The organism is Nocardiopsis gilva YIM 90087 (assembly GCF_002263495.1).
In the GTDB taxonomy this organism is placed as follows: Bacteria; Actinomycetota; Actinomycetes; order Streptosporangiales; family Streptosporangiaceae; genus Nocardiopsis_C; species Nocardiopsis_C gilva.
Genome location: NZ_CP022753.1, coordinates 541,928 through 559,604 on the forward strand (window position 1 = coordinate 541,928; position 17,677 = coordinate 559,604).

The following is a 17,677-nucleotide window of genomic DNA, read 5'->3' on the forward strand; positions in this document are numbered from 1 at the left end:
ATGGGGGTTGCTAATGGGGCAGCTGCATTCCAGCCAGGATTCTTTGTTGGTGTTTTGGAAGGCTGCTCTTGATCAGGGTAATGTGAAAATTTCTAGTTTGTGGGCAGGGCGGAGAGGCCAGGGATGTCTGGGGTATCGACTCGCCAGCCGTCACCCCTGGCTGCTTCCTCGAAGATCTTGATTTTGTAGGCGAGGCCCTCCGGCGCTCCGATGTCGCTGTGTAGCGGGGCTTCCTTCCAGGCCTCTTGGGAGCGAACCAGTGGCCAGCCGTCCATTGCGAGGCGGAGCGCCAGAGTCGCCTTTCCGTGCAGAAGCACGCTCCAGCCGGTATCGCTGGCCGCAAGTTCGCGTTGGAGGTCTGTCTCCTGGAGGAGCAGGCGAGTTCCGTCGCGTTCAGCGGCGACAAGCGGCCGCATCGCGCCGTCGTGTTCGACCAGGAGGGTCGTCTTGTCCTGGTCCGAGTGGAACGTGTGGTGTGGGAACCGGCGGTCCCGGGCGAGGGCGATTCCGTGCTTCCAATTCGCGACCCGCAGGCCCCGACCGAGGTAGAACTTGAGCGAGTCCTGCCAGGCCCAGTGGGTTTCCAAGTGAATTCCACCCAGCCCCTCGGCGATCGCGGCGTTGTACACCGTTTCCAGGACCCGAGACGCGATACCAGATCGTCGGACGCCGGGATGGACATAGAGCGATTGCAGGCGGACGGAGTCGAATCCGACGACATGCGTGCCCACGCCAAGGGTTCCGACGACGCCCCCTTCGGTGACCAGCCAGTACCTGGTGGCGAAATCGTCCTCGTCGCATTCCCACAGGTTGCGGTCGCGCAGATTCCCCACCCGCTGCTGTTGCTCTCCTGAAGTCATGGTGCGGGGGTCAAGGAACTCCTCGAAAGCGAGTTCGCAGAACGACGCAAGTTCCCACCGGCGAAAACGCCGACCCTCGCCGACACCGACCGGGCAGAACGCCGGGCTCGCGCACAGACGAGCGTTGAGTCGATCCAGCCGTTTCTGCTGATGCATCGGAACTCCCTGGGAGAACGCCACTATTGGCGCCAGTTTTGCACGTTGGCGCAGAGGCGGTTGGGGGAATTCGGTATTACGGCGGCGGGATGAACGATGCCAGGGTGGCAGCGGGGACCTTCACCTTCGGTGGCAGACGGATCCGGGGACGGCGGCATCAGGCCCGAGGTGATCGGGGCGACGCCGTGGATGGTCGTTGCGGCTGTTCGTGCGGCTATTGCTGATGGGTGGGAACCGAAGCGGCCTGGGTCGGCGCATCAGTTGGTGATGTGAGGGCGCTGTGGTGCGCGTGTTTGCGGCCGCTCGTGGTTGGGGTGTCGATCTTGTGTCAGGCCAGCCGTGCCTGGTGAGGTGGGCGGCAGATCCGGATAATTGAGTACCCGTACTCATGCGGTCGAGGGGGCGGGAGAGGAAGGATCGGCGTCATGGACAAGAGCTCGGAGAGACTTTCACGGTGCGTGCTTGTCGGGGCCGGGGTCGGAGCCGTTGCTGGGAGTGTCGCCTACTTCGTCGCGCAAGGTGTCGGATGGGTGGTCGGGCAGGTTGCTCCGTCCCCTGACGCCAACATTGGGCTTGGGCTGGCGATGATGGCGTTGACGCCGGCCATCGCCGGGCTGGTGGCATGGCCCGGACTCAGGTGGCAGCGGGTGCCCGGTGCCGGTCTCAGTTCCGTGTGGGCGGTGATCTTCTTCTACGTGCTGTTGTTGCCCCTCAGGGTGCTGATGTCGGCGTTGGACGGCAGTGTCGCCGGAGGGCTGTTCGATCCCGCTCCTCCGCTTGGGTTCGTCGTGGCGGGGGCGGTTCCGATGGCAATCGCCACCGCGCTGGGTGTGGTGGCCGGGCGTGCGATCGCCCTGCGGAAGCGGACTGCTTCGACCACGTGAGACCGTGAGGCGCCGGTCATCTTGATCGTTTGAAGCTGCTGGATGGTTGTGGGAAGTCTGTTTAGTCTTCTTGTATGAACGACTGGGACCTCCGCAAGCTGCGGCTGCTGCGGACGCTCGACGAACTGGGCACAGTGCGGGCGACGGCCGAGGCGCTGCGGATGACACCGTCCGGGGTTTCGCAGCAGCTGGCCATGCTCTCCCGCGAGCTCGGTGTGCCGATGCTCGAAGCGCATGGGCGCCGGGTGCGGCTGACGAGTGCCGCGCACGTTGTTCTGCGTCACGCGGATGCCCTGTTCGCGCAGGTCGAGCGTGCGCAGGCGGAGTTGGAGGAGCACCAGCGGGGCGAAGCCGGTGAGGTACGTGTCGGGGCGTTCGCCACGGCGATTCCCGGATTGGTGATCCCGGCGGTGAAGCGGCTGCGGCGGAGTCATCCGCGGCTGGCCGTGCGCGTCCGTGAGGCCGAGGCCGCTGAGGTGTACGACCTGCTCGCGGGCGGGGAGATCGAGATCGCTCTCTCCCTGGCCGTCGACGCTCCCACCTCCGGCGATACGCGGTTCACCCGGTCGTCGCTGCTGGCTGATCCGCTGGATGTCGCTGTTCCCGTCGGCCATCGGCTGGCCGGTACCCCCGGGCTGCGGTTGGCCGACCTCGCGGACGAGGCCTGGATCTACGGAGACTCCGGCCCCTGGCGCGACATCACGCTGACGGCCTGCGCCGATGCCGGGTTCGTCCCGGAGCGCGCGCACGTGGCGTCGAACTGGGCGGCGATTCTGGCGATGGTCGGCGCCGGGATGGGGGTCGCTCTGGTCCCTCGGCTCGCCGCTCCCGAGAGCGGCCCGGATGTCGCTATCCGGGTGCTGCACGCCGATCGGCCCCGGCGCCATGTGGTGTCCGCCGTTCGGGCCGGGGCTGAGGACCGACCGCATGTGGCGCAGGTTCTGCGTGCTCTGGACCAGGCGGTGGCGACTCGAGGGTGAGGTCGAGGCGTACCTGGTTCTGGCGGCGACAGGGCCGATGGGCGCCGTCAGCGATGAGGCTGCCTTAGCCGATGCGCGCTCGTTTGTTCAGTGATGATGAACAGGCTGAGCGAAAAGTTTTGCTATACATGACCGTTTGTCCGGTGCGAGAGTAAGAGGTGTCCAGGATTGTGGTGATTGCTCTTCTTTGAGGGGTTGATTCCTTTTGGGTGACGTGGCTGGTTCTCTGGCTCAGGATCCGCATGTGAACGACGCGCAGCCGTACAGCGGCGGCGACCCCTACGCCGACTACCGGGACGGCGACTTTGGATTCACCGACCTGGCCGACCTAGCCGACCGGCGCCTGGGCGGCTCGGTGATCGCGGCCAACGACGAGTTCTTCGCAGAACGCGAGAACCTGCTCAGACGCGAGCCCGCGCACTTCGACCCCGAGGCCTTCGGCCACAAGGGCAAGGTCATGGACGGCTGGGAGACACGGCGCCGTCGGGGGACCGGCGCCGACGCCCCGCACCCCGGCGACGACGACCACGACTGGGCGCTCATCCGGCTCGGCGCCCCCGGCGTCATCCGCGGCGTCATCGTCGACACCGCCCACTTCCGGGGCAACTACCCCCAGCAGGTCGCCATCGAGGCCGCCCACGTCGAGGGCACCCCCACCCCCGAGCAGCTGCTCGCCGACGATGTCACCTGGGTCGAAATCGTGCCGCGCAGCCCGGTGCGGGGTCATGCCGCGAACGGTTTCCCGGTCGGCGTCGAGCGCCGCTTCACGCACCTGCGGCTCAAGCAGTTCCCCGACGGCGGCATCGCCCGGCTGCGTGTGCACGGCGAGGTCGTTGCCGACCCGAGGTGGCTCGCCACGCTGGGCACCATCGATCTCGCCGCGCTGGAGAACGGAGGCGCGGTCGAGGACGCCTCGGACCGCTTCTTCTCCTCCCCCGCGAACATGATCCTCCCGGACCGCTCGCGCAAGATGGACGACGGCTGGGAGAACCGGCGCCGCCGCGACCGCGGCAACGACTGGGTCCGCCTGCGCCTCGCCGAGCAGGGCGAGATTCGCGCCGTCGAGATCGACACCGCCTACTACAAGGGCAATGCCGCGGGCTGGGTGGCCGTCTCCGGGTGCGACGCGGCCGTGTCCGACTCCGCCGACGCCGACGCGTGGTTCCCGCTCCTCGCGCGCGTCCCGCTGCAGCCCGACACCGTGCACCGCTTCCACCTCGACGAACGGCGCCCCGTCACGCACGTCCGGCTGGACGTCTTCCCCGACGGCGGTATCGCCCGCGTCCGGCTCCACGGGGCGCTGACCACGCTCGGTGAGAAGGCCCTGGGCGAGCGCTGGAGCGCGTTGACCGCCGAAGGCTCCGATTTCTGAGGCCGCCGCCTCTCTGTCTCCCGCCGCCTCACCCACGCGCCCCTACCGGTTCCTCCGGCGGGTGAGGCGGCGGGTTCCTGCTCTGGTCCCGGCGGCGATTTCCTCCCGCGGGGATCTTGGCGCGGATGGTTACTCGCGAGTAACCTGGGCGCCATGACAACCATGAGCGCCGAACAGGCGGAGCTGGTCAAGTCCGGATTCCTCGCGGCGGTGCCGTTCGCCCGGACCCTGGGCGTCGAGTTCATCGAACTCGACCTCGACCGAGCCGTCATGCGGCTTCCGGACAACGACAAGCACCACAACCACGTCGGCGGCCCGCACGCCGGTGCGATGTTCACGCTGGCCGAGTCGGCCTCGGGCGCCATCGTGATCGGAGCCTTCGGCGACCAGCTGAACCGCGCCGTTCCGCTCGCCGTCAAGGCGGAGATCGGCTACCAGAAGCTCGCGATGGGCGACGTCATCGCGGACGCGCGGCTCACCCGGACGCGCGACGAGGTCATCGCCGAGCTCGACGCCGGTCAGCGGCCCGAGTTCGCCGTCGAGATCGAGCTGCGCACCGAGGACGGGACCGTCACCGGCGCGATGACGGTCGTCTGGACACTGAAGCCGAAGAAGTGACGTGAGTGGCGTCAGGGACGCACGCCGCGCCCGGCTGACAGTTCTGCCGGTGCGTGTCTGATCTGCCTGTGTGCGTCTGGCCGCGCCGTGGCCTCCGCCCGGCCCGGCCGCCTCCTCGGCGGGGCCGACATCCGTTCGTCCACCTGTTCGGTCGAAATGTCGGTCCGTCGGGGTACGGTCACTCCCGACCGGGGCAAACCCCTGGTGGAGAGCAATGCAGCGGGAGGCCGTGTGAGATTCCGAGTAGACCGCGACGCGTTCGCCGAAGCCGTGGCGTGGACGGCCCGCGCCCTTCCCGCACGTCCCTCCATGCCGGTGCTCGCCGGTATGCGCCTGGAGCTGCCCAGTGGCTCCTCCGCCCTGCGCCTGTCGAGCTTCGACTACGAAGTATCCGCACGGGCCGAGGTCGACGTCGACGCCGAGGAGGGCGGCGCCGTCCTGGTATCCGGCCGGCTGCTCGCCGAGATCGCCCGCAACCTCCCCGCCCAGCCGGTGAACATGGAGTGCGACGCCACGCGGGTGCTCGTCACCTGCGGCAGCGCCCGCTTCACCCTGCTCACCCTCCCGCTGGAGGACTACCCCACCCTCCCGGAGATGCCGCGCACCACCGGCTCCCTCGCCGCCGACGCGTTCGCGACGGCGGCGCGCCAGGTGGTCCCGGCGGCGAGCCGCGACGACACGCTGCCCATGCTCACCGGCGTCAACCTCGCCTTCTCCGGCGATTCGCTCATCCTCGCCGCCACCGACCGCTACCGCATCGCCGTCCGCGAGCTGTGGTGGCGCTCCGAGCACCCCGACCTGGCCACCTCAGCGCTGGTTCCGGCGCGCACGCTGAACGACATCGTGCGCTCGCTCGTCCCGGGCTCCAACGTCGACATCGCGCTGTCCACGGTCGCCGCCGGCGGCGGCGTCACCCTCGCGCCGGGCGAGGGCATGATCGGCTTCGAGAACAGCGGGCGCCGCACCACCACCCGGCTCATCGACAGCGACTTCGTCAAGTACGAGTCCCGCTTCCCCAGCGACTTCTCCGCGCGCGCCGAGGTCGCCACCGCCCCGCTCACCGAGGCGGTGAAGCGGGTGGCGCTGGTGGCCGACCGCAGCACCCCGCTGCGCCTCTCTTTCACCGCGGACGAGGTCGTGCTGGAGGCGGGCTCCGGTGACGACGCGCAGGCTGTGGAGGCCCTGGGGGTCAAGTACCACGGCGATCCGATGCGGGTGGCCTTCAGCCCCGAGTACTTCCTCGACGGCCTCGGCGGGGTGCAGAGCGAGACCGCTCACCTGCACTTCACCATGCCGACCAAGCCCGCGGTGATCTCCGATGTCCCCGCGGACGAGGGCGGCCGCCCCGAGTTCCGCTACCTGGTGATGCCGCTCCGGGTCTCCTGACCCGGGTCGAGGCCGCCGACCTCCGCCGTGTCCCGCCGCCCGATCCCGATGGGGGCTAGTTGTACTGACCACTGAGGTTGGTGACATACCGGGACAAGTTGGACACAAAAGGAGGGCCTTCGGTATCGGTGTGGATGTCTGACGTCCGCCCCGAGCACCGCAAGGCCCTCAATGCCTCACGCTACCCACACCAACGCCAAACTCGCACCCGCCGGCCGCCTCGCGCTGGCCCGCTGCATCGTCGATGCCCACTGGCCCCTGCGCCGGGCCGCCGAGCGCTTCCAGGTCAGCCCCACCACCGCCCAACGCTGGGCCGCCCGCTACCGCCAACACGGACCGGCCGGGATGGCCGACGCCTCCAGCCGCCCGCACCACTCGCCCCGACGCACCCCCACCCGCCGCGAACGCCGCGTCATCAAACTCCGCGCCACCCGCCGGTGGGGCCCGGCCCGCATCGCCGGACACCTGGGCATGCACGCCTCCACCGTCCACCGCATCCTGACCCGCTACCGAATGCCCCGCCTGGCCCACACCGACCGGGCCACCGGGCGGGCGGTGCGCCGCTACGAGCGCGACCGGCCCGGCGAACTCCTCCACGTCGACGTCAAGAAGCTCGGCCGCGTCCCCGACGGCGGCGGCCACCGCACCACCGGGCGCGCCCAAGGCAAGCGCAACGCCCGCGCCACCACCACGACCCGCAGGAACTCCCACCCCGTGCTGGGCTACGGCTACCTGCACACCGCCATCGACGACCACTCGCGGCTCGCCTACACCGAGATCCTGGCCGACGAGAAGAAGGAGACCGCGGCGGGATTCTGGCAGCGGGCCCACGCCTACTTCGCCTCAGCGGGCATCACCGTGCAGCGGGTGCTGACCGACAACGGGTCCTGCTACACCTCACGCCTGTGGCGCGATGCCCTGGCCGGAGCCGGGATCACGCACAAGCGCACCCGCCCGTATCGGCCCCAGACCAACGGCAAGGTCGAGCGGTTCCACCGCACCCTGGCCGACGAATGGGCCTACGCCCGGGCCTACACATCCGAGGCCCAACGGCGAGCGGCGCTCCCGGCGTGGCTGCATCACTACAATCACCACCGGTTCCACACCGCGATCGACGGTCCTCCCGCCTCCCGCGTCACCAACCTCTCAGGACGGAACAACTAGTCCGGCCAGCCTTCGGTGCTGCGCGGGGTCTCGTCGTCCACCGGGCGCAGTTCGTAGTGCAGCGTGCGGTAGCGCAGCAGCCGGTGCGAGATCGGCACCGCCCAGCGTTGCAGGAAGGGGTGGCGACGGCCGAGCATGCGCGCGGCGCGCTGGGCCTCGTCGCCTTCGAGGAGCCGAACGTCGCAGCGGATGGCAGCGCCGGTCGGCTGGCCGCGGAAGGTGCACGGACGCAGGTCAGCCACCGGATGCGCCCGCAGCCGCTTGGCCTTGCCCGAGTCCTCCCATGTTCGGAAGAGCACACGATCGTTGTCGACGACGATACTCACGGGGGTACTCACGCAGTGCATGCCGTCGCGGCGGTAGGTCGTGAGCAGGGCCGTCTTGTAACCGTGGAACAGCTTGAGGAGGGTGGCTGCCGACATACTCGTCAACTCCCGGTCGGGGGATACGGTGCGTTACCCTCACCCTTCCCCATTGGGTGATCTACGTCACCTTCCAACACTCAGTTATCGCGAGTGCGTCGAGGCCGTGCGGCGCCGCGGCCATTGGCCGGTGCCCGGGCGACGTGCGGGAACCGGCCAAAAGAAGTCCTCTTCGGGAGGTTTATCCACAGCCATTTCGGGCCGCGTGAGGTTTTCCACGACTTATCCCCAGGCTGTCCACAGGGTTATCCACAGAAACCACGGCCGATGTGGATCAAAGAACGCCCACTGCGGGGCGGGGTAGACGCGCGGACGAGGGAGGCGACCGGCTAGTCGCCATCGGTCAGCGCGGACCCGCCGCCCTGCCCCACGCTGGTCTCCATGCCCAACTGGGCGCTGCGCCCGCGAAGATAGCCCGCCCGGTACCCGGCGCGGTGATGGGTGCGCTCCGGACGGGTGGGGCGCAGCTGGGGGAAGCGCCGCTCGAAGTCCTCTTTCACCCGGTCGACATCGGTGCGGAGCACGACCTCGGCACCGATGGCCGACGCCCCCTCGCCGGAGTCCGAACCCGTGCCCGACTCCGACGCGGAGTCCGCCCCCGGATCCTCCTGCAGCCGTGCGCGGAACTCGCGGATGCGCTCGGCCACCGCGTAGCCGTAGGCGCGGATGAACGACCGGTAGAACCGGCTGCGCTCGGTGGCCAGCGTCGACCGGTCGTAGTTGCGCATCTCGCGCAGGTCGGCGATGTGGTTGCGCGCGGTGAACCGCGCGGACGCCTCCATCTGCATGGTGATCGACGGCAGCAGCACCCGCAGCGCGTCCAGCGCCGTGGCCGTCCCCACGATGATGAGCGTGCGATCGGTGTTGGCCGACGTGTTGCCGCGCACCGCCGACTGGCAGCCGTAGGCCGCGGCGATCCCGGCCAGCGCCTTGACCCGCGCCTTGCCGTGCCCGCCGACCCCGGAGACGGTGAAGTCGAAGCGGGTGACCTGCTCCAGTTCCTCGCCGCGCTCGGCACGCGCCTCGGCCTCGGCGATGGCGTGCCGGGTCATCAGCTCGGCGGCCTTGGCGGTGAAGGCCTGGCTCTCGGCATCGGTGACCGCGGGGTCCTCCGCCATACGGAGGAGGCCACGGACCCGCTCGATCATCTTGCGGCGGGCTTCGCTCTGTGCGTCGGAAGGCACCTGGCTCCTCTCTGCGACCGCCACCGAGACTACCGGCTCCGCTTGACCAGGTGAGGGCCGTTATCCCCAGGCCTGGGGCATGAGCGACGAAAGGTCTCCCATCGCACGACTCGCACCGGGCGCCCCGGCGGGATGAGACCTGCGGAGCCGACAGCGACCACGCTGGTGCGCCAGTGCGCTGGGCACAGCGGGCAATGACGCCGGATTAGGGGCGTTGTCGGAGGCACATAGGGGTTGTCCGACCTGGTGTCGTGCGATTGATTGATACCTGGTCGCATCGGGGAGGGCCGCACGCGCCGTGCGCCCGCAGGTCTACGTCGGGTCGTGTTCTCGCCCCCGGTCCATCATCTCGTTACCGACCCAGCTTGGAGGTGGGACGCATGACGATTCGTGTGTGGAGCTATCTGGAGGAGTACGAGAAGGAACGGGACGACATCCACGAGGCAGTGGAAACCGTATTCCGTTCCGGGCAGCTGATCCTCGGCGAGAACCTGCGCGGATTCGAGAAGGCGTTCGCTGACTACCACGGCGAGGAGCACGCTGTTGGGTGTGACAACGGCACCAACGCCATCGTGCTCGGCCTGCGGGCCCTGGGCGTCGGCCCCGGAGACGAAGTGATCACCGTCTCGAACACTGCGGCGCCCACGGTCATCGCGATCGACCAGATCGGCGCCACCCCCGTCTTCGTCGACGTCCACGAGGAGAACTTCCTCATGGACGTCTCCCAGGTCGAGCCGGTCATCACCGAACGCACCAAGTGCATCCTGCCGGTCCACCTGTACGGCCAGTGCATCGACATGGCGCCGCTCCAGGCCATCGCGGACAAGCACGGGCTGCCCATCCTGGAGGACTGTGCCCAGTCCCACGGCGCGCGCCACCACGGTCGGCTGGCCGGTACGTTCGGCAAGGCCGCGGCGTTCTCCTTCTACCCGACCAAGGTGCTGGGCGCCTACGGCGACGGCGGCGCGACCATCACCAACGACGACGAGACCGCCGCCCGCCTGCGCCGGGCGCGCTACTACGGCATGGAGGACGTCTACTACGTCGTCGAGACCCCCGGCCACAACAGCCGTCTCGACGATGTGCAGGCCGAGATCCTGCGCCGCAAGCTGGGCCGCCTGGACTCCTACGTGGAAGGGCGCCGCGCGATCGCCCGCCGCTATGAGGCGGCGCTCGCCGACACCGACCTGATCTTCCCTCGCGTCGAGGACGGCAACGAGCACGTCTACTACGTTTACGTGGTGCGGCACCCCGAGCGCGACCGGATCATCGAGGGCCTTAAGGAGAAAGGGATCTCCCTCAACATCAGCTACCCGTGGCCGGTGCACACCATGACCGGCTTCGCGAAGCTCGGCTACGAAGTCGGCTCTCTTCCGGTCACCGAGGCGCTCGCCAAGCAGATCTTCTCGTTGCCGATGTACCCGTCGCTTCCGCAGGACCGGCAGGACTGCGTCATCGAGTCGCTGCGCGAGGTCCTCAAGAACCTGTGACCGACCTGTAGACCGCGCAGGGGGCCTGTGATGCAGGCCCCTCAGCGACGGTGGCGACCCCGTCCGTGCTTCGCAACTGGCGCGGACGGGGCAACGGCGTCAGCTGTTGTCGTGGAGCAGGCTGTGGAGGCACGCCACGAGGGTGCGCGCCTCCACGTTCACGTAGTTGCTGTGCCGCATCAGGACTGACAGCTCCCGCAGGGTCACCCACCGGTGCTCGGGCCCCGCGTCTACCTCGCCGTCTGCCGTCGTCTCCACGACCAGGTAACGGGTGCGGGCGTGGTGGAATCGGCCGCCCTCCTCCGACAGCAGCGTGTCGAAGAGGATTGCGGCCGGATCGGCGTCCAACGCTGCGTTCAGAAATCGAGGGCGCCGCTCAGCTGGCAGGTGCGCGTGGTTGGCGACGGTGCACTGCACGGTCGGCCCCAGCTCCAGCACGTCCATCAGCCCAGGCTCGACATGAGCCCGCACGAGCACCTCCAGTACGCCCTCGACCCGCCGCACGAAGAACGCCGCCAGCCCGGTCCCCGTCGGACGCAGCAGCGGCTGCGTCCACTGGCGGACCTCGCGCCCGCCGGTTGTGATGCCGACGCCGACGATCTCGAAGAACAGCCCGTCGGCGTGCCGGACGACACCCTCCGCCAGCTTCCACCCCGTGACCTGGTTCAACGGGATGAGGTCGACCAACATGTCGTTGTGCGTGCGGACGTCGGTGATCCAGTGCAGGGTCCGCGCGAACCGATCCTCGGGCACTTCCGCCGTCGACCGGGCGACCGACGTTCTCAGCCCGCCGTCGTCCGCCAGCGGGTCAGGTGCTCCTGTGTCCGGGTCGGCGGCCCGCACCTGCATGCACCCCATCACCGTGCGGCTGTCCATGTTCACCAGGTCGGGGTAGGTCAGCAGCAGGTGCAACTGCCCCACTGAGACCCAGCAGAACCCGTCCAGGACCTCGACGTCCTCGGTGACCTCCACGACCATGTTGCGGTTCCGCTTCTGATAGAACCACGAGCCCTGCTCTGACTGCAGCACGTCGCTGAGCACGCGGTGGCGGCCAGGGTCGCGGAAGTACTCCAGGTAGGGGACCGCGCGCCCCTTGTGCACGCGCGTGTAGTTGCTGCGGGTAGCCTGCACCGTCGGGGAGACCTGGACACCGTTGAAGTTGCCCGGCTCCACCTTGGCCTGCATCAGGCAGTGCGGGACGCCGTCAAACTCCTTGACCAGGATGCCGAGGATGCCGATCTCCGGCTGTCTGATGATCGGCTGGGTCCACCGTTCCACGGGGCCGCCGGGCCGGTGCGCCCGCAGCCCTTCGATCGTGAAGAACCGGCCGCTGCCATGCCTGATGTTGCCAGTGCCGGGGTCGATGTTCCACTGGTCGAGCCTGTCCAGGCGAACCTGGTGGACCTCGGTCTCGTCCTGGCTCCCGTATTCCTCCAGCCACCGCAGGAAGCGTGGCAGCGGGGTGACGGAATTATGCGGGTCCAGCAGCGAGCGCGCCATGCGCGTGGCCGAATAGCCGGAGGCGGCCTCCGGACCGAACACGGACGGGCCCTGAATCGTCATATGTCCTCACCGGTAACGTGTCGGCCGGATGGCCGGGGCGGTGCACACGACCGGAACGGTCACGTGCCTGTCGTTGTACGGATCCGCGCGCACATGTCCGCCATGGACGTGCGCAATGAGGTCGTGGGAGCCCAGCCCAGCAGTGCGCGGGAACGGGAGATGTCGGCCTGTGTCCAGTCCCCGCCCTTGCTGGTGACCTGAGCCGGGATCTCGACGATGTCCCGGGGGTCCAGCCTGGCGGCTTCGACCAGAGCGGTCACCAGTGTGCGCATGCTGACCGCCTCGCCCCGTCCGATGTTGATGACCGCGCCGACAACCTCGGGGACGGCGGTGGCGGCGCGGACGACGGCGTCGGCGACGTCGCGCACGTCCACGTAGTCGCGCTTGGCGTCGGTGATGGTGAGCTCGATGGGAACGCCGGGCTCGGTGGCGCATAGCCGCGCGGCCAGGGAGCCGAGGAAGCTCGCCGGCTGGGTGCCTGGCCCGCACACGTTGACGACGCGCAGCACGGTGCCATCGATCTCCCCGGCGGCGGTCGCGTCGAGCACAGCGCGCGACCCAGCCAGCTTGGTGCGGGCGTAGGCCGTGGTCGGTTCTGGGACGCGCTGCTCGTCGATGGACGTCCTCGCGGGTACGGGGCCGTACTCGTGGATGGTCCCCACATGCACGAGGCGTGGGCGTCGTTCGAGACCGGCCGCCGCCGCGACCAAGTGCTCGACGAGCTGGACGTGGGCGGCGTGCATCTCTTGCTCGGTCGTTTCCCAGCCGCCGCTCACGTTAACGACCACGCTGGGGTCGTGGGCGGAGAGCACACGGCGGAGCTCGGGCGGGTCGGTCGAGGCGACGTCGAGTGGGACGATGCGGGACGCGGCGACACCGTCCGCGACGGACCGGGCCACGCCGATGACATTGTGGTCGGCGGCTGTGAGCGCGGCACAGATGTGGCGGCCGAGGTTGCCCGTCGCCCCGATGACGACGGCGTTGTGGGCGGTAGCAGAGAAGGCTTCTTGATCCATACGTGCGGTCCGATCCGGAATGGCGAAGGCGTGGATAGGCGCGTGCTCAGGCGCGGTAGGTGGGCAGCAGTCCCTGCTCCTTAGCCTGTTCGAGGGTGGGGGCGGCCGTGTCGCGCGCTGAGATGACGGGGTTGATGTCGGCGGGCCACGGGATGCCGATGGTTGGGTCGAGCGGGTGCACGGCGAGCTCGCGCTTGGGGTCGTAGCTGCTGGACACCATGTAGGACATGACCGTGCTGTCCTCCAGAGCGACGAAGGCATGCCCCATTCCGATGGGGAAGTAGACGGCGCGGAAGGATTCCGGGTCGACCTGGACGATGTCGTAGGCACCGAACGTCGGTGATCCCACTCGGATGTCCACCACGATGTCGAGCGCCTGTCCGCGCGGGCAGTAGACATACTTCGTCTGGCCAGGCGAGGATGTGTAGTGGATCCCTCGGATGACCCCGCGCTTGGACTTACTGTGGTTGGTCTGGGCGACGGTGAAGGGCTGCCCAACGGCCTCCAGGAACGTGGGTTCCTGGAAAGGGGAAACGAAGAGGCCGCGTTCGTCGGGGAAGGCGGTGGGGGTGAACTCGTAGGCTCCCTCGACGGAGAGCTCGCGGTACTTCATGGTGGTTGGCTTTCTTCCTGTGCCGTGAGTGGTCGGATCGCGATGTTGGATGCTGGGTGCGATCGGGTCAGCCTCCGGCGGCGATGGCCGGGGCGGTCGGCCAGAGGGCGCCACCACTGGGGGTGGTCGCGGTACCAGGCCACGGTGGCGGCCAGGCCCGCGTCGAAGGGGACCTGGGGCGCGTAGCCGAGCTCGCTGGAGATCTTCGAGATATCGACGGAGTAGCGCAGGTCGTGCCCCTTGCGGTCGGGGACGCGGCGCACCATGGACCAGTCGGTGCCCATGGCGTCGAGCAGGCGGGCGGTCAGCTCCAAGTTGTTGAGCTCGGTGCCGCCGCCGATGTTGTAGACCTCGCCGGGGCGGCCCTTGTCGGCGACCAGAGCGATGCCGCGGCAGTGGTCGTCGACGTGCAGCCAGTCGCGGACGTTGCCGCCGTCGCCGTACAGCGGGACCGGCTCACCGTCGATCAGGTTGCCGACGAACCGCGGGATGACCTTCTCGGGGTGCTGGTAGGGGCCGTAGTTGTTGGAGCACCGGGTGATACGGACGTCGAGGCCGTGGGTGCGGTGGAAGGCCCGGGCAAGCAGGTCGGAGGAGGCCTTGGAGGCGGCGTAGGGGGAGTTGGGCTCCAGCGGGCAGGTCTCGGGCCAGGAGCCTTCGCCGATCGAGCCGTACACCTCGTCGGTGGAGACGTGCACGAAGGCGCCCACCCCGTTGTCGAGGGCGGCCTGCAGCAGGGTGTGGGTTCCCAGCACGTTGGTGGTGACGAACTCGGCGGACCCCTCGATGGACCGGTCGACGTGGGACTCCGCCGCGAAGTGCAGCACCAGGTCGGTCCCGGCCATCAGGTCCGCGACGAGCGCGCGGTCGACGATGTCGCCCTGGACGAAGGTGAACCGGGGGTGGTCGGCCACGGGGGCCAGGTTGTCCCGGTTGCCCGCGTAGGTGAGTTTGTCCAGCACGGTGACGTCCGCCCCGGCCTGCTCGGGGTAGTCGCCGCCGAGCAGGTGGCGGACGTAGGTGGAGCCGATGAACCCGGCCCCGCCGGTGACGAGAATGCGCATGGTGGGGTGCTCCTGCCTGCGGTCCCTTTAGACCTGGGCCGGTTGGTTGGGGCGGTTCTGCGGCTGCTGTTGGAATTCCTCGGCGATGTTCATGACGTACTGGCCGTAGTCGGACTTGCCGATGGCGGCGCCGAGCCGGTGGCAGGAGTCCGCGTCGATGTACCCCTTGCGCAGCGCGACCTCCTCGACGCAGGCGATCCGCACGCCCTGGCGCTCCTCCAGGACCTGCACGTACTGCCCGGCCTGCATCAGGGACTCGTGGGTTCCGGTGTCCAGCCAGGCGAAGCCGCGGCCGAGGTCGACCAGCCGGGCGGTGCCGCGTTCCATGTACACGCGGTTGACGTCGGTGATCTCCAGCTCGCCGCGGTCGGACGGCCGCAGGTTCTTGGCGATGTCGACGACGTCGTTGTCGTAGAAGTACAGCCCGGTGATCGCCCGGTTGGAACGGGGGTTGGCGGGCTTCTCCTCGATCGACAGGAGCCGACCGTCGCTGTCCGCCTCGCCGACGCCGTAGCGCGTGGGGTCCTTGACCTGGAAGCCGAAGAGGACGCAGCCCTCGGTGAGCCGCGCCTCCTTTTCCAGCACGTTGGAGAAGGAATTGCCGTGGAAGATGTTGTCGCCGAGCGCAAGTGCCACGGAGTCGTCGCCGATGTGGTCGGCACCGATCGTGAATGCCTCCGGCAGGCCGTTGGGGTGGGCCTGCTCGGCGTAATCGATGCGCAGCCCCAAATGGCCGCCATCGCCGAGGAGCCGTTGGAACTGGGGAAGATCATGGGGCGTGCTGATGATGAGAATGTCCCGCACGTCGGCCAGCATCAGGACGGAGAGCGGATAGTAGATCATCGGTTTGTCGTGGACCGGGATCAGCTGCTTGGAGACGCCCAGGGTGACGGGGTGCAACCGTGTTCCCGAACCTCCCGCGAGGATGATGCCCTTCACAATTCGACCACCAGACATCGACAGACAACGAGCCGGACATGGGGATGGCGTGGTGCGCCCGTGCGGGGTCACGGGGGTTTCGGACCGGCGCCGCACTTGACATGCGCACGGGGCGCGACGCTGCCGAACGTAGTCGTGGTGGCGGCGCGAGACCAGGCCTTGGGGCGGATCTAGGGGTGGGTGCCGACGGTATTCAGGGGTGGGTGTGGTCGCCCCGGAGTGTCTTGATGTCGACGTAAGCCACCGCATACGGTCGACCGCAATGGGTGATCAAACCGAATATCATTCGGCTTTGGTGGTTGCGCTTATTGTGACAATTTTAGACATTCTGTACTTTTTTTGTGCGATGGCTCACGGTCAGACGCTGAATGATCATCGCGAGCGCCCTCGTCAGGGGTGCCGTCACGAGGTTTAGGGGTTGGGTTGACCGGAACGTCTTCGTACCGTTTCTAGTGCAGTCAGTGCGCGGCTGTCGTTTTCGCTGTGTGGGAGGGTGGAGAAACTCGGGCGTCTCCCACGCTCGCGTATTCCCGAACGAAAAGACGGGCCCGGGCAGCGGAGTGGGGGGTTCGCTATCCGACCCCCGAATCGTTGACGACTATCACGACCGATAGTCGGCCCCGCCGTGTTCCGTGGTCGATTACTCCGAACACCGGACGGCTGCATGAGAGCGAATTTTCAACGGTTACGGCGACGAGGAGAGAAGACCAATGGCGAAAGGCCGCGAGAACACGGTCATCCGACAACTTCTGGACCACGACGTTTCCGATGTCACCGATAGCGAGCTGGGATTCCACCTGGGCACCACCCGGGCACTGCAGTGGTACTTCGGTTCCCAAGGGGACGCCTATGCCCAGGTTTTGCGCGGACAGGCCGATGATCCCCACCCCCTGTACGCCGCCGTGCGCGAGCGCGGCCCGCTGCACCTCAGCATGGTCGGCAGCTGGGTGACGGCCGATCCCGCTGTCGCCGAAACGGTACTGAGCGGCGACGCCTTCGGCGTGGCCGCCGCCGACGGGCGGGGCGTCGAGCCGCAGGCCCTCCCCTTCTTCGCCGCCGGGCTCACCGGCATTGAGCACAGCGAGGCCGACCGCCTGCGCGAGCTGTGGGAACCGCTGTTCGGGGCCGACGCGGTCAAGGGTCACCGCTCCGCTGTCGAGGAGACCCATCGCGATCTCGCCGACCGGCTCACCACGGCCGAAGGGTTCGACCTGGTGGCCGATTTCGCCCGCCCCGCGGCCGTCGCTGTGACCGCCTGCGTGCTCGGCGTGGCCGACGAGGACCGCGGCCGCTTCGCCGACCTCTGCGCTCGGCTGGCCGTGCTGCCCGACAGCCTGCTCGCCCCGCAGCGCCTGACCACCGTGCGCGACCTCGACTCCGCGGCCACCGAGCTGCGCGCGCTCCTCGGCGGGACATCGGACGACAGCCCCGACATGGCGACCGTCCGGGCTCTGCTCGCCGCCGAGGGCGTCACCGCGACGGTCAACCTCATCGGGAACGCGGTCCGGGCCCTGCTCGACCATCCCGACCAGTGGAAGCGGCTGCGCGACGCCCCCGATCTCGCGGAGTCCGCCGTGCACGAGACGCTGCGCTACGACCCGCCCATCCAACTGGAGGCCCGCGTCGCGCGCACCGCCACCGAGGTGGGCGGGCAGAGCGTCCCGGCCGGCGCCCACGTCGTCGTGGCGACGGCGGCCCTCGGCCGCGACCCCGCCCTCCACGCCGAACCCGACCGATTCGACCTCACCCGCGCGCACGCCTCCCCCGCTCCGCACCCGAGCGCGTTCCCCGGCGGCGGACACCGCGAGGTCGCGGAGCCGCTGTCCCTGCTCCAGGCCGAGGTCGCACTGCGGACGCTCGTCGAGTACCTGCCGCGGCTGCGCCGTACGGGCCCGGTCGTGTACCGCCGTCGCGCCCCCGTCACCCGCGGCCCGCTGGAACTCCCCGCGTCCGCGTCCTGACACCA

At 68.7% G+C, this 17,677-nt stretch carries 16 protein-coding genes; 8 read left to right on the forward strand and 8 right to left on the reverse strand.

The genetic code is table 11. The features are described from left to right. Positions 1 to 92 precede the first annotated feature (92 nt). Positions 93 to 1,016 (reverse strand): GNAT family N-acetyltransferase, encoded by a 924-nt coding sequence (locus CDO52_RS02755; RefSeq protein ID WP_083920147.1) that lies wholly within the window; start codon positions 1,014 to 1,016, stop codon positions 93 to 95. A 425-nt stretch (positions 1,017 to 1,441) separates the two neighbouring features. Here CDO52_RS02755 and CDO52_RS02760 point away from each other — a divergent pair, with 425 nt between their 5' ends. The 6 genes from CDO52_RS02760 (at position 1,442) to CDO52_RS02785 (ending at position 7,420) form a co-directional block, all read left to right on the forward strand. After that, positions 1,442 to 1,900: a hypothetical protein gene (locus tag CDO52_RS02760; RefSeq protein WP_017621801.1), complete on the forward strand. Its 459-nt coding sequence runs from the start codon at positions 1,442 to 1,444 to the stop codon at positions 1,898 to 1,900. A gap of 74 nt (positions 1,901 to 1,974) precedes the next feature. Then, positions 1,975 to 2,880 (forward strand): LysR family transcriptional regulator, encoded by a 906-nt coding sequence (locus CDO52_RS02765; RefSeq protein ID WP_017621800.1) that lies wholly within the window; start codon positions 1,975 to 1,977, stop codon positions 2,878 to 2,880. A 244-nt stretch (positions 2,881 to 3,124) separates the two neighbouring features. After that, on the forward strand, positions 3,125 to 4,252 hold the full coding sequence (alc, locus tag CDO52_RS02770) for an allantoicase (protein ID WP_017621799.1): 1,128 nt from the start codon (positions 3,125 to 3,127) through the stop codon (positions 4,250 to 4,252). 153 nt (positions 4,253 to 4,405) lie between these two features. Continuing rightward, a complete protein-coding gene (locus CDO52_RS02775) occupies positions 4,406 to 4,870 on the forward strand; it encodes a DUF4442 domain-containing protein (RefSeq protein ID WP_017621798.1) in 465 nt (154 codons plus the stop codon). A gap of 231 nt (positions 4,871 to 5,101) precedes the next feature. Next, on the forward strand, positions 5,102 to 6,256 hold the full coding sequence (dnaN, locus tag CDO52_RS02780; protein ID WP_026126427.1) for a DNA polymerase III subunit beta: 1,155 nt from the start codon (positions 5,102 to 5,104) through the stop codon (positions 6,254 to 6,256). A 171-nt stretch (positions 6,257 to 6,427) separates the two neighbouring features. After that, positions 6,428 to 7,420: an IS481 family transposase gene (locus tag CDO52_RS02785; protein ID WP_094932186.1), complete on the forward strand. Its 993-nt coding sequence runs from the start codon at positions 6,428 to 6,430 to the stop codon at positions 7,418 to 7,420. Here CDO52_RS02785 and CDO52_RS02790 read toward each other — a convergent pair. Together CDO52_RS02790 and CDO52_RS02795 are read right to left on the reverse strand one after the other, a co-directional pair. After that, positions 7,417 to 7,842 carry a PPOX class F420-dependent oxidoreductase gene (locus CDO52_RS02790; protein ID WP_017621667.1) on the reverse strand — a complete coding sequence of 142 codons (426 nt, stop codon included), beginning with the start codon at positions 7,840 to 7,842 and terminating at the stop codon, positions 7,417 to 7,419. The genes CDO52_RS02785 and CDO52_RS02790 overlap by 4 nt on opposite strands. A 329-nt stretch (positions 7,843 to 8,171) precedes the next feature. Then, positions 8,172 to 8,990, reverse strand: a complete 819-nt coding sequence (locus CDO52_RS02795) for a DUF2786 domain-containing protein (protein ID WP_033302280.1) — start codon at positions 8,988 to 8,990, stop codon at positions 8,172 to 8,174. A gap of 416 nt (positions 8,991 to 9,406) precedes the next feature. On the opposite strand from CDO52_RS02795, the gene CDO52_RS02800 reads away from it, so the two are divergent. Further along, entirely contained in the window at positions 9,407 to 10,516 is a 1,110-nt protein-coding gene (locus CDO52_RS02800; protein ID WP_017621665.1) for a DegT/DnrJ/EryC1/StrS family aminotransferase, read from the forward strand. Between the two features lie 99 nt (positions 10,517 to 10,615). On the opposite strand, the gene CDO52_RS02805 is transcribed toward CDO52_RS02800, so the two are convergent. The 5 genes from CDO52_RS02805 to rfbA are packed head-to-tail and all read right to left on the reverse strand — an operon-like array spanning position 10,616 to position 15,711. Next, on the reverse strand, positions 10,616 to 12,079 hold the full coding sequence (locus CDO52_RS02805) for an NDP-hexose 2,3-dehydratase family protein (protein ID WP_094932187.1): 1,464 nt from the start codon (positions 12,077 to 12,079) through the stop codon (positions 10,616 to 10,618). Positions 12,080 to 12,138: 59 nt separating this feature from the next. After that, entirely contained in the window at positions 12,139 to 13,095 is a 957-nt protein-coding gene (locus tag CDO52_RS02810; protein ID WP_017621663.1) for an NAD-dependent epimerase/dehydratase family protein, read from the reverse strand. A 46-nt stretch (positions 13,096 to 13,141) separates the two neighbouring features. Next, on the reverse strand, positions 13,142 to 13,708 hold the full coding sequence (locus tag CDO52_RS02815) for a dTDP-4-dehydrorhamnose 3,5-epimerase family protein (RefSeq protein ID WP_017621662.1): 567 nt from the start codon (positions 13,706 to 13,708) through the stop codon (positions 13,142 to 13,144). Continuing rightward, positions 13,705 to 14,772, reverse strand: coding sequence for a dTDP-glucose 4,6-dehydratase (rfbB, locus tag CDO52_RS02820; RefSeq protein ID WP_017621661.1), 1,068 nt, complete (start codon positions 14,770 to 14,772; stop codon positions 13,705 to 13,707). The genes CDO52_RS02815 and rfbB overlap by 4 nt, the downstream gene beginning before the upstream one ends. 27 nt (positions 14,773 to 14,799) lie before the next feature. Then, complete coding sequence (gene rfbA, locus CDO52_RS02825; RefSeq protein ID WP_026126390.1) at positions 14,800 to 15,711, reverse strand: glucose-1-phosphate thymidylyltransferase RfbA; 912 nt, start codon at positions 15,709 to 15,711, stop codon at positions 14,800 to 14,802. Between the two features lie 710 nt (positions 15,712 to 16,421). Between rfbA and CDO52_RS02830 the strand changes: the two genes are divergently transcribed. Continuing rightward, positions 16,422 to 17,672 carry a cytochrome P450 family protein gene (locus CDO52_RS02830; RefSeq protein ID WP_017621659.1) on the forward strand — a complete coding sequence of 417 codons (1,251 nt, stop codon included), beginning with the start codon at positions 16,422 to 16,424 and terminating at the stop codon, positions 17,670 to 17,672. Positions 17,673 to 17,677: the final 5 nt, after the last annotated feature.

Coding starts and splice junctions, on each gene's coding strand:
- CDO52_RS02755 (WP_083920147.1), bottom strand. CDS start 1,016: ATGCATCAGCAGAAACGGCTGGATCGACTCAACGCTCGTCTGTGCGCG.
- CDO52_RS02760 (WP_017621801.1), top strand. CDS start 1,442: ATGGACAAGAGCTCGGAGAGACTTTCACGGTGCGTGCTTGTCGGGGCC.
- CDO52_RS02765 (WP_017621800.1), top strand. CDS start 1,975: ATGAACGACTGGGACCTCCGCAAGCTGCGGCTGCTGCGGACGCTCGAC.
- CDO52_RS02775 (WP_017621798.1), top strand. CDS start 4,406: ATGACAACCATGAGCGCCGAACAGGCGGAGCTGGTCAAGTCCGGATTC.
- CDO52_RS02785 (WP_094932186.1), top strand. CDS start 6,428: ATGCCTCACGCTACCCACACCAACGCCAAACTCGCACCCGCCGGCCGC.
- CDO52_RS02790 (WP_017621667.1), bottom strand. CDS start 7,842: ATGTCGGCAGCCACCCTCCTCAAGCTGTTCCACGGTTACAAGACGGCC.
- CDO52_RS02795 (WP_033302280.1), bottom strand. CDS start 8,990: ATGATCGAGCGGGTCCGTGGCCTCCTCCGTATGGCGGAGGACCCCGCG.
- CDO52_RS02800 (WP_017621665.1), top strand. CDS start 9,407: ATGACGATTCGTGTGTGGAGCTATCTGGAGGAGTACGAGAAGGAACGG.
- CDO52_RS02805 (WP_094932187.1), bottom strand. CDS start 12,079: ATGACGATTCAGGGCCCGTCCGTGTTCGGTCCGGAGGCCGCCTCCGGC.
- CDO52_RS02810 (WP_017621663.1), bottom strand. CDS start 13,095: ATGGATCAAGAAGCCTTCTCTGCTACCGCCCACAACGCCGTCGTCATC.
- CDO52_RS02815 (WP_017621662.1), bottom strand. CDS start 13,708: ATGAAGTACCGCGAGCTCTCCGTCGAGGGAGCCTACGAGTTCACCCCC.
- rfbB (WP_017621661.1), bottom strand. CDS start 14,772: ATGCGCATTCTCGTCACCGGCGGGGCCGGGTTCATCGGCTCCACCTAC.
- CDO52_RS02830 (WP_017621659.1), top strand. CDS start 16,422: ATGGCGAAAGGCCGCGAGAACACGGTCATCCGACAACTTCTGGACCAC.